The organism is Arthrobacter sp. 2YAF22_2 (assembly GCF_052114645.1).
Taxonomy (GTDB): Bacteria; Actinomycetota; Actinomycetes; order Actinomycetales; family Micrococcaceae; genus Arthrobacter.
This window is the reverse complement of the sequence record NZ_JBFRFD010000053.1, coordinates 1-10,723: the sequence shown is the minus strand read 5'-3', so window position 1 is coordinate 10,723 and position 10,723 is coordinate 1. Positions and strand designations below refer to the sequence as shown.

Annotated in this window: 10 protein-coding genes; all 10 read right to left on the bottom strand. The window is 68.1% G+C overall.

Features of this window, described 5'->3' with window-relative positions:
* Positions 1-444 (bottom strand): respiratory nitrate reductase subunit gamma (narI, locus tag AB4Y86_RS03930; RefSeq protein WP_441400267.1); only part of this gene is annotated, 444 nt, incomplete at its 3' end.
* A gap of 2 nt (positions 445-446) precedes the next feature.
* Positions 447-1,067 (bottom strand): nitrate reductase molybdenum cofactor assembly chaperone, encoded by a 621-nt coding sequence (gene narJ / locus AB4Y86_RS03925; RefSeq protein WP_441400265.1) that lies wholly within the window; start codon positions 1,065-1,067, stop codon positions 447-449.
* On the bottom strand, positions 1,064-2,764 hold the full coding sequence (gene narH / locus AB4Y86_RS03920; RefSeq protein ID WP_441400263.1) for a nitrate reductase subunit beta: 1,701 nt from the start codon (positions 2,762-2,764) through the stop codon (positions 1,064-1,066). Before narH ends, narJ begins: the two co-directional genes overlap by 4 nt.
* Positions 2,764-6,474: a nitrate reductase subunit alpha gene (locus AB4Y86_RS03915; protein ID WP_441400262.1), complete on the bottom strand. Its 3,711-nt coding sequence runs from the start codon at positions 6,472-6,474 to the stop codon at positions 2,764-2,766. The genes narH and AB4Y86_RS03915 overlap by 1 nt, the downstream gene beginning before the upstream one ends.
* A gap of 81 nt (positions 6,475-6,555) precedes the next feature.
* A complete protein-coding gene (locus AB4Y86_RS03910) occupies positions 6,556-7,305 on the bottom strand; it encodes a LamB/YcsF family protein (RefSeq protein ID WP_441400260.1) in 750 nt (249 codons plus the stop codon).
* Complete coding sequence (locus tag AB4Y86_RS03905; protein WP_441400269.1) at positions 7,289-8,137, bottom strand: hypothetical protein; 849 nt, start codon at positions 8,135-8,137, stop codon at positions 7,289-7,291. Before AB4Y86_RS03905 ends, AB4Y86_RS03910 begins: the two co-directional genes overlap by 17 nt.
* 167 nt (positions 8,138-8,304) lie before the next feature.
* Positions 8,305-8,748 carry a YdeI/OmpD-associated family protein gene (locus tag AB4Y86_RS03900; protein ID WP_441400258.1) on the bottom strand — a complete coding sequence of 148 codons (444 nt, stop codon included), beginning with the start codon at positions 8,746-8,748 and terminating at the stop codon, positions 8,305-8,307.
* Positions 8,749-8,809: 61 nt separating this feature from the next.
* On the bottom strand, positions 8,810-9,148 hold the full coding sequence (locus AB4Y86_RS03895; protein ID WP_441400256.1) for a YciI family protein: 339 nt from the start codon (positions 9,146-9,148) through the stop codon (positions 8,810-8,812).
* Positions 9,145-10,551, bottom strand: coding sequence for an RNA polymerase sigma factor (locus AB4Y86_RS03890; RefSeq protein WP_441400254.1), 1,407 nt, complete (start codon positions 10,549-10,551; stop codon positions 9,145-9,147). Before AB4Y86_RS03890 ends, AB4Y86_RS03895 begins: the two co-directional genes overlap by 4 nt.
* Positions 10,533-10,723, bottom strand: a 191-nt coding sequence (locus tag AB4Y86_RS03885; RefSeq protein WP_441400252.1) for a YciI family protein, incomplete at its 5' end; no start/stop codon positions are given. The genes AB4Y86_RS03890 and AB4Y86_RS03885, both read right to left, overlap by 19 nt.

Sequence of the window (10,723 nt, the reverse complement as noted above, 5' to 3'; positions counted from 1 at the left end):
CGTCAGCACCACGTACATGGTCTTGTCGTTCTTGGTGGTGGCCATGAAGACCGGGCCGGTGGTACGGCGGCGGTAGATCAGCAGGAGGATCCCGCCGAGGGTCCCCACCCCCGCGATCCCGCCCACCAACAGGGCGTTGAAGTGGTAGAACTCCTGGCTCATGCCCGCCGCCTGGGTCCAGGCCATCGGAATGACGAGGCCGAAGAAGTGCCCGGCGATCACGGCGAGCAGGCCGAAGTGGAACAGCGGCGAGGCGATCCGGAGCAGCCTGGACTCGTAGAGCTGAGAGGACCGGGTGGTCCAGCCGAACTGGTCATATTTGTAGCGCCAGATGAGGCCGCCCACCAGCACGACGACCATGACGTAGGGCAGCACGCCCCAGAGCACAATGTCCAGGGCGGAGAGTTCGACGGCGGACCCGGCCGCGGCTTCGAATGCCTGCATTCTCAGGCCCCCTTCACGGGCAGCAGGCGCGGATCGTACGGGTCCAGGCCCACCGCCTCGGTGGGCGGCCCGTAGCCGGCCATCCGCATCACCGCTTGCTCGTCCGCGGGCGATTTCCCGGGCAGTGTGGCACAGATGGCCTGCAGGATGCTGGCATGCGGGAGCTTGTCCCGGAGCAGGCCGAAGCGGAGCATCTCCAGACTTGCCCGGAACCGGCCCAGCAGGCCGCGGCCGGCCGCGAGGTCCACCAGTGCGGCGTATTCGAGCACCATCGGAAGGTAGTCCGGCAGTTCGCCGTGGGTGTCCACCAGGATGTCGCTTTGCCGGTAGGTCTGCTTGAAGTTGCCCAACACTTCGCCGCGGCGCCGGGTGTCCCCGTCGGTCCAGTAGGAAAGATGCAGGGCGTGCCGCTTTCCGAGGTCGAACTCGCGCACATAATGGGCCTGGATTTCCATGAGCGGCCGGGACTCCAGCACCTCCAGCACCTCGGCGAAGGCCTCCCCCGCGCCGTGAAACTCGGCCAGCGCGGCCCGCATGAGCGGGACCTTATCCAGCAGATCCTCATCCGGGTAGGACAGGCACCAGGCCGCCGCCATGTACACCACCTGCTCGCGCCGGCTCACGGCTGGTCCTCCGCCGCTGCGAGAGTTCCCGGTTCGCCACCGGGGGTCCGCCCCGGGAAGAGCCCGGGCGGCGCCCCGCGGCCGTCCCAGTTCAGCAGGTTGACCCGGCCATGGAGGCCGGAACCGGAGCCCATCTCGTCCGTGGTCTGCCGGTCGCGGAGGGCGTGGAAGGTTTCCACCGCCACCGGGACCGGCCGGCCGCTGGCCTCGCCGAACGGGGAGGAGTCCTGCATGCCCGGGCCGCCGTCGAAGTCCAGCGAGCAGCCCATCTCTTCCAAGTCATGGGCCTGCTCCACGTGCGCCTTGGGAATCACGTAGCGTTCCTCGTACTTGGCGATCGCCATCAGCCGGTACATCTCGTACATGGTCTGGCTGTCCATCCCCACGGCTTCCGGGATCGAGTCATCGGGATCGTTGCCCAGGCTGATGCCGCGCATGAWGGACCGCATGGCCGCGAGTTTCCGCAGCACGGCGGTGACGCGGTCCGTGTCCCCGGCGGTGAAGAGTTCGGCGAGGTACTCCACCGGGATGCGCAGCGCGTCGATGGCACCGAACAGGTTGCCGGCGTCCTCGCCGTCGTGCCCCTGGTCGCGCAGCAGGTCCACCACAGGGGAGAGCGGCGGGACGTACCAGACCATCGGCATGGTCCGGTATTCGGGGTGCAGCGGCAGCGCCACCTTGTAGACCTTGGCCAGGGCATAGACCGGCGAGCGCCGGGCGGCGTCGATCCAGTCCTCCGGGATCCCCTGGGTCCGGGCATCCGCCTGCACGGCGGGGTCGTTGGGATCCAGCAGGACGTCCATTTGGGCGTCGTAGAGCTCCTGCGGGTCCGTCACCGCGGCCGCCGCGGTGACGGCGTCGGCGTCGTACAGGAACAACCCGAGGTAGCGCAGCCGCCCCACGCAGGTCTCCGAGCAGACCGTCGGGAGCCCTACCTCCACCCGCGGGTAGCAGAAGGTGCATTTCTCGGCCTTGCCGGTCTTGTGGTTGAAGTAGATTTTCTTGTATGGGCAGCCGGTGACGCATTGCCGCCAGCCGCGGCACCGGTCCTGGTCCACCAGCACAATCCCGTCCTCCACCCGCTTGTAGATCGCGCCGGACGGGCAGGAGGCCATGCAGGAGGGGTTCAGGCAGTGCTCGCAGATCCGCGGCAGGTAGAACATGAACGTTTGCTCGTAGGCGAACTTGATCTTGTCTTCGGATTCGCGCCGGATTTTTTCCACGACCGGGTCCAGGTGGCCGTGCTCCGTGGAGCCGCCCAGGTCGTCGTCCCAGTTCGCGGACCAGGTGATCTTGGTGTCCTCGCCGGTGATCAGGGACTTGGGCCGGGCCACTGGGAAGTCATCGCCCAACGGCGCGTCCACGAGGGTTTTATAGTCGTAGGTCCAGGGCTCGTAGTAGTCCTTGAGTTCGGGCTGGACCGGGCTGGCGAAAATCCCGAACATCTTCTTGACCCGGCCGCCGGCCTTGAGCACCAGCTTGCCGCGCTTATTCAGCTCCCAGCCGCCGCGCCACCTGTCCTGGTCCTCGTACCGGCGCGGGTACCCCTGCCCGGGACGGGTTTCGACGTTGTTGAACCAGACGTATTCGGTGCCCGCACGGTTGGTCCAGGCCTGCTTGCAGGTCACTGAACAGGTGTGGCAGCCGATGCATTTGTCCAGATTCATGACCATGCCCATTTGAGCCATGACACGCATCAGTACTGCACCTCCTGGGAACGACGGCGGACGGTGGCCACCATGTCGCGCTGGTTTCCGGTGGGGCCAAGGTAGTTGAACGCGTAGGCCAACTGGGCGTAACCGCCGATCAGGTGCGAAGGTTTGACCAGCAGCCGGGTGACGGAGTTGTGGATGCCGCCGCGCCGTCCGGTGGCCTCGGACTTGGGCACGTCGATGGTTCGTTCCTGCGCGTGGTGGACGTAGACCACGCCGGCCGGCATCCGGTGGCTGACGATCGCCCGGGCCACGAGGACGCCGTTGATGTTGACGCACTCCACCCAGTCGTTGTCCTTGACCTCGATGGCGGCCGCGTCCGCCGGGCTCATCCAAACGGTCGGGCCGCCGCGTGACAGCGAGAGCATGAGCAGGTTGTCCTGGTATTCGGAGTGGATGGACCACTTGGAGTGCGGCGTCAGATAGCGGACCACCACCTCCATGGCGCCGTCCCGGCCGAGTTTGGGTTCGCCGAAGAGCCGGTGCATGTCCAGCGGCGGCCGGTAGATCGGCAGGGCCTCGCCGATGTCGATCATCCAGTCGTGGTCCAGGAAAAAGTGCATCCGCCCGGTCAGGGTGTGGAAGGGCTTGAGCCGTTCGATGTTGATGGTGAACGGGGCGTAGCGCCGGCCGCCGGTCTCCGAGCCGGACCACTCCGGCGAGGTGATCACCGGCACCGGGCCGGCCTGGGTCTGGGCGAACGTGATGAACTTTTCCTCGGAACCCTCGGAGAGGTCCGCCAGCTTCCGGCCGGTGCGGACCTCCAGATCCTTGAAGCCCTGCACGGACAGGGCGCCGTTGGTGGTCCCGGAAAAGGCCAGGATGGCTTCCGCCATTTTCGCGTCGGTATCAATTGCCGGCCGGCCGTCGGCCGCCCCGCCGAGCATCACGCCGTTGGAGCGGCTGAGCCGCTGCAGCGGTCCGGCGAGTTTGTAGGTGACGTTCTTGACCGTGAAGCCCAGTTTGTCGGCCAGCGGCCCGACGGCGGCCAGCTTGTCCGCGATGGCGGTGTAGTCCCGCTCCACGACGGAGAAAATGGGCATGTTCTGCCCGGGGACAGCGGGAATGGCCGCGTCCCGCCAGTCCCGGACAACACCGCCGGGCTGGGCGAGCTGGCCGGGCGTGTCGTGCTGCAGCGGCACGCTGACCAGGTCCCGGCGGACGCCCAGGTGGGTCTTGGCCTGCCGGGAGAACTCCTGGGCCAGCAGGTGGAAGGTGTCGAAGTCCGTCTTCGTTTCCCACGGCGGGTCGATCGCCGGGGTGAAGGCGTGCACGAAGGGGTGCATGTCGGTGGAGGACAGGTCGTGCTTCTCGTACCAGGTGGCTGCCGGGAACACCACGTCGGAGAGCAGCGTGGTGGAGGTCATCCGGAAGTCGGCGGAGACCAGGAGGTCCAGCTTCCCCTCGGGCGCCTGCTCGTGCCATTTCACGTCCCGGGGCTTGAGGCCTTCGGCGTGGTCCTTGCCGAGCACGTTGTTGTGGGTTCCCAGCAGGTTCCGCAGGAAGTACTCGTTGCCCTTGGCCGAGGAGCCGAACAGGTTGGAGCGCCACAGCACGAGGGTCCGCGGCCAGTTTTCCGGGGCGTCCACGTCTTCGATCGCCGGGTTCAGGGTGCGGTTCTTCAGGGCGTCCGCGATGAAGCTCGGTGTGTCGGATGCGGTGCCAGCGGCGACGGCGGCTTCCGCCTCATCCGCGAGGTCCAGCGGATTGCGGTCAAACTGCGGGTAGAACGGCATCCAGCCGAGCCGCGCGGACTGCGCCATCGCGTCCGCGGTGTGCATGCCGTCAAGGGCACCGGTGGACAGCGGGGACTTCAGCGCGTCCGCCGAGTAGCCGTCCTGCCGCCACTGGTCCGTGTGCATGTACCAGTAGCCGGTGCCGATCATGGTCCGCGGCGGCCGCGACCAGTCCAGTGCGTTCGCCAGGGACACCCAGCCGGTGGCGGGCCGCGTCTTTTCCTGGCCGACGTAGTGCGCCCAGCCGCCGCCGTTGCGGCCCATGCAGCCGGTCAGCATCACCAGTGCCAGCACGGCCCGGTAGGTGGCGTCGCCGTGGAACCACTGACAGATGCCGGCACCCATGATGATCATGGATCGGCCCTTGGACTGTTCGGCGTTACGGGCAAACTCGCGGGCCACCCGGATGCAGGCCTGCGCCGGGACGGAGGTGATCCCTTCCTGCCACGCCGGGGTGTAGGGGGTCGCCGCGTCGTCGTAGCCGCCGGCCCAGTCCCCCGGCAGTCCGCCGCGGCCCACGCCGTACTGGGCCAGCATCAGGTCGAACACGGTGGTGACCAGTTGGCCTTCCACCTCGAGGACGGGCACGCCGCGGCGCAGCACGCTGCCGGCGCCGCCGGCGTCCTCGAAGCAGGGAAGCAGGATTTCCGCGCTGTTTTTGGAGACCTCGCGGAGCGACAGGGCCGGTTCGATTCCTTCCAGGTCCAGGTTCCATTTGCCCTCGCCGCTGGCGGAGTACCGGAACCCCATGGAGCCGTTGGGGACCGCGGGCCGGCGGGCCGCCTTGTCGTACAGCACGGTGCGGAAGGCCGCGTCCTCGGCCAGGGACTCGGCCGGGAGGTCCCGGGCGGTGAGGAACTTCCCCGGGGTGAGGGCGCCGTCGTCGCGCCGTTCCAGCCGGACCAGGAACGGCAGGTCCGTGTACTGCTTCACATAGTCCGTGAAGAACGGGACCTCGCGGTCCACGAAGAATTCCTTCAGCATGACGTGGCCCATCGCCATGGCGAGCGCGGCGTCGGTGCCCGCCTGGGCGGGGAGCCATTCGTCGGCGAACTTGGTGTTGTCCGCGTAGTCCGGGCTGACCGTGACCACCTTGGTGCCTCGGTACCGCACCTCGGCCATCCAGTGCGCATCCGGGGTCCGGGTCACGGGGACGTTGGAGCCCCACATCATCAGGTAGCGCGCGTCCCACCAGTCGCCGGATTCCGGGACGTCCGTCTGGTCGCCGAAGACCTGCGGGCTGGCCACGGGCAGGTCCGCGTACCAGTCGTAGAAGGACGTCATCACCCCGCCGATCAGCTGGATGAAACGCGTCCCTACCGCGTGCGAGACCATCGACATCGCCGGAATCGGTGAGAACCCGGCGCAGCGGTCCGGTCCGTAGGTCTTGATCGTGTTGACGTGCGCGGCGGCGGCGATCTCGATCGCCTCCTGCCAGGAGACGCGGACCAGGCCGCCCTTGCCGCGGGCCTGCTGGTAGCGGCGGCGGCGCTCCGGGTCGCCCACGACGTCCGCGAAGGCCAGCACCGGATCGCCCAGCCGGGCTTTGGCCTCCCGGTACATTTCCACGAGCACGCCGCGGGCGTACGGGAACCTGACCCGGGTGGGCGAGTAGGTGTACCAGGAGAAGGCCGCGCCGCGGGGGCAGCCCCGCGGCTCGTATTCCGGGCTGTCCGGGCCCACGGAGGGGTAGTCGGTCTGCTGGGATTCCCAAGTGATGATGCCGTCCTTGACGTACACCTTCCAAGAGCAGGACCCGGTGCAATTCACCCCGTGCGTGGAGCGGACCACCTTGTCGTGGCTCCAGCGGTCCCGATAGAAGATGTCGCCCTTGCGTCCGCCTTCCCGGAACACCGCCCTTCCGTCGTCGGTCTGGTCCCATTTCGTGAAGAATCGGCCCAGCTTCAACATCGCATCCGAGGCGGGTCCGTCCAACCCCGCAGAGCCTCCGGCAGTCATCCCCTCAAGTTATGGGCCTGCATCAGGCCCGGATAGGGCCGTATGACCTGCCCTAGCGCGCGTGGTCCGGCCGGGGTGTTGCTAGGCGAAAGACTCCAACTCCACCCCGGCCTGCTCCAGCGCGGCGCGGACGGCGGTGGCCGCGGCCACCGCACCGGGGGTGTCGCCGTGCAGGCACAGGGAATGGGGCGTGAGCCTGACGACGGTTCCGTCAACGGCTAGGACTTCGCCTTTGAGGGCCAGGCGGAGCGCCCGTTCGACGATCTCGTCGGGGTCCTCGATCACCGATTCTTCCTCCAGCCGGGGCACCAGAGTGCCGTCCGGGAGGTAGGCGCGGTCGGCGAACGCCTCATGGAATACGGGATGGCCGGCCTCCCGGGCGAGAGCCAGCAGGACCGAGCCCTCCAGGCCAAGGATCGGCAGTCCCGGGTCGTAGGCCTGGACAGCGGCGACGACGGCCGAAGCCTGTTCGGCGTCGTGCACCGTGCGGTCGTAGAGGCCGCCGTGCAGCTTGACGTAGTCCACCGAGGCACCCACGGCGTGGGCCACGCCGTCGAGCGCCCCGAGCTGGTAAAGGACCGACCCGAACAAGTCGTCGAAGGTCATGTCCATGGCCCGGAGGCCGAAGCCGCCCAGGTCGGGGTAGCCCAGGTGGGCGCCAACCTTGACGTCGAATTCGTAGGCGCCGCGGCAGGTGTCGAGCATGGTGACGGGGTCACCGCCGTGCACACCGCAGGCCACGCTTGCGCTGGTGACGAGCGGGAACATCGCCGCGTCATCGCCCATGGTCCAGGAGCCGAAGGACTCCCCAAGGTCAGCGTTCAGATCCATAGGTACCGCCTTTCGGTGCCGGGTTCCCCGCCAGGATCGCCCGGTCCGCGTCCGCCCCAGCGGCTTCGCCGGCCGTGCCGGACGTCAGCTCCCCGGGGATGGTTTCCGGCAGGTCGCCGAAGGCTTCCTTGGCGTTGTCGATGACGGCGCGCCCCATTATCCGGTTGCCGACGCCGCCGACCACCGCRCCGATGCCGAACGGCAGCGCCCGGCCCAGCAAAGCGGTGCCCTGGCGCTTGAGCAGGTTTCGCAGGAAGGCGTGCTGGATCCGCTGCCGCACGGAGCCGAAGCCGATCAGCGGGCCCCGGCGCGCGAACAGCGTGCCCCAGGCCTGCGTGGGCCCGGAGCCTCGGCCGGCCGCTTGGCCGCTGAGGGAACTCAGCAGCGCGGTGCCTTCCTCGCCGAGCATGATGGCCATGACCAGGGTGCTGGCTCTCTCGGGATCGACCATCCGGACGCCATGGAGTTCCGCGAGCGAGGTTGCGTACAGGGCGGTGGCCTCCAGGAAGCCGACAGTCGCCGCGGCTGAGAGCCCCAGGGCGGCCACGGTGCCGACACCGGGGATGACTGCGGAGCCGCCGACGAGGGCGCCGCCGCCGGTGACCGCCGCCAGGTAGTTGCGTTCCAGGATGGCGGCGAGTTGCGCCGCGGGGGCGTGCGGGTGCTTCCGTTGCAGCCGGCGCAGGTTCGCGAGGACCAGCGGCCGCTGGATTTCCACCGCGCGCAGAAGCATGTTGTGGACGCCCGGTTTGGGCTTGCCGTCGGCGTCGAACATTGCGCTGTGGGCGGTCTTCTGGGCAATTCTCATTGCCGGGTTGCTGCGCTTGGCCATCATCGCCTCTCCGTGAATCATAAGGGTGCTGAACTTTCGTCCGCCCTTAACACTAGGCCACGACACAACCGGCCGCCCGGGCGGCCCCTCGTTCCCCGGCAACCGCCGGCAACTGCCGGCAACCGCCGGCAACCGCCGGCAACTGCCGGCAACCGCCAAAGCCTGGGCTACTTCTTGCCGGCCTTGAGGTCGGTGACGATCTTGGCGATCCGGCGGGATCGGGTTTCTGCCGTTTTGGCGTCTGCGATCGGCTCGACGTAGCGCCGCTGGGCGCTGTAATTCAGCGTCGCGTAGAAGGCCTTCGCCTGGGGTTCCGCGTCCAGGGCGGCGGCGAGGTCCTCGGGGACGTCGATGACCCGCGGCAGCGTGTCCAAGGCGATGTCCACCTCCACAGTGTCCCCGGCGGCGGTGCCGGTCAGTTCGCGGTTGGCCGCGCTGACCCCCACCATGTTCTGGCCGCCCATCACCGCGATGCTGCTGCGGTAGCTTCGCCCGTTGATGGTCACGACCACCGGTGGGCGCCGGCCGGCACCGAGTGCACGGACGATCTCCTCCGGGACCTCGATGCCCGCCTTGGTATCGCTGCCCTGGATGGTCGTTGTGAATTTCATGTTCACAGTATGCCTCCCGCCCGCGGTCGACGCCGGGACGCACGGCGTCGACCAGCTTAGGTCAGGGGTCGATTCGGCGTACCTCGATCGGCCACAGCCTCGCCTCTCCGAACTTGGCGGCGATTTCCACGGCGCGGCCCATGTCCGCGCAGTCGACAATGTAATACCCGGCGACGATTTCCTTCGTCTCTATGAACGGACCGTCGGTCACGCTGTAAGTACCGGAGTTATTTCGTACGAATTTGGCTTCTTCGCCGAGCTCATGGGCCTCGACAAACTCTCCGGTCGCCCGGAGTTCCTGCTGCACGGCAGCGTGGGCCCGCATAATGGCCTCGATCTCGGACGTCGGGAGTTCGTTCCAGGTCTCAACGTTGTTTTGGATGAGCAAGAGGTGTTTCATTTTCTCTCCTTCCCGGCGGCAGCCGGGCGCTTGGTCGGGTCGGATTCAAATGGCCGCGCAGGCCCTGTGCTGGTTTCGGCCAGGCGTCTGCTGAGGTAGCGGCGTTCCGCCTCGGACGGTGCGAGGTCCCGGGCCCGCTGATACTCCCGGCTGGCCTCTGTCCTTCTGCCGAGGCGGCGCAGGAGGTCAGCTTTCGCGGCCGGCACGAGGTAGTACCCCTCGAGCGAACGTGCCTGGTCCAGCCGGTCGATGAGGTCGAGCCCCGCCGCCGGTCCTTGGGCCATGGCGACGGCGACGGCGCGGTTGAGCTCAATGACCGGGGACGGGGCAATCCGCGCAAGATCCTCGTACAGCAAGGCCACTCGTGCGTAGTCGGTACTCCCGGCATCGGGGGCCGTCATGTGGCACTCGGCGATGGCGGCCTGGACACGGTAGCTCCCGGGCCCGGTCCGGCGGGCCACGCCAACCCGGTCGGCAGCGGCCAGCAGCGCCACCGCCTCCGCCGTCGCCGCCCGGTCCCAGGATCCGCGGTCCTGATCCTCCAGCGTCACCAGGTCCCCGGCGGCGTCGGTGCGTGTCCTGCGCCTGGCGTGGTGGAACAGCATTAGCGCCAGGAGACCCAAAGCCTCGGGTTCTTGCGGGGCGCCCTCCAGCAGCGCAACCAGCAGGCGGGTGAGGCGGATCGCTTCCCGGACAAGGGGTTCGCGGCCCAATGCGTCCCCGCCGGTGGCCGAATAGCCCTCGTTGAACATGAGGTAGAGCACGGCCAGTATCCCGCTAGTGCGCTCGTGGATTAGCTCGGGCGGCGGCACCCGGTACGGTATTGCGGCGTTCCGTATCTTGGCCCGGGCCCGGACCAGCCTTTTCGACATGGTGGCCTCCGAGACCAGGAACGCCCGTGCGATCTCAGCCGTCGTCAGCCCCGCGACCGTGCGCAGCGTTAATGCCACCCTGGCTTCGAGCGGCAGGGCCGGGTGGCAACAGGTGTGGATCAGCCGCAGCCGGTCGTCGTCGGCCGCCGTATCGCTGCCGCCCTCGGTTGCCGCCACCTCGAGCTCGGCAAGAACCGCCAGGTCCCGGACCGCCCTCTTTTCACTGGCCGCACTCCGCATCCGGTCGATCGCCCGGTTCTTGGCCACGGTTGTCAGCCACGCCCCCGGATTCCTGGGGACTCCCCGCTCCGGCCAGTCGACGAGGGCGCGAGCAAACGCATCCTGGACACAGTCCTCGGCGAGGGTCCAGTCGCCGGTGATGYGGATCAGGGTGGCTGTGAGGAGCGCGGTTTCATTGACGGAGGCAGCCTCGAGGGCGGCCCGCGCCCCTGTCAGCCCCGGTTCCAAGCCGTCAGTCCTGGCATCATCAGCGTCGCGCTCCGGCCGGGCGGCTACAGCCCGAGCGGCCATACGGGCCTGATCTCGATCTTGCCGAACCGTGCCATCGGGTGTTTCGACGCCACTTCGATGGCCTCGTCGAGATCCGCGCATGCGATAACGTCATAGCCCGCGATCCACTCCTTCGTCTCCGCAAACGGCCCGTCCGAGACCACCACCTCGCCGCCGCGCACGGTGACTGTGG

What these genes read in the sequence shown, in the direction of transcription:
- AB4Y86_RS03915 (WP_441400262.1), bottom strand. Translation starts at nt 6,474, where the DNA reads ATGACTGCCGGAGGCTCTGCGGGGTTGGACGGACCCGCCTCGGATGCG.
- AB4Y86_RS03910 (WP_441400260.1), bottom strand. Translation starts at nt 7,305, where the DNA reads ATGGATCTGAACGCTGACCTTGGGGAGTCCTTCGGCTCCTGGACCATG.
- AB4Y86_RS03895 (WP_441400256.1), bottom strand. Translation starts at nt 9,148, where the DNA reads ATGAAACACCTCTTGCTCATCCAAAACAACGTTGAGACCTGGAACGAA.
- AB4Y86_RS03900 (WP_441400258.1), bottom strand. Translation starts at nt 8,748, where the DNA reads ATGAAATTCACAACGACCATCCAGGGCAGCGATACCAAGGCGGGCATC.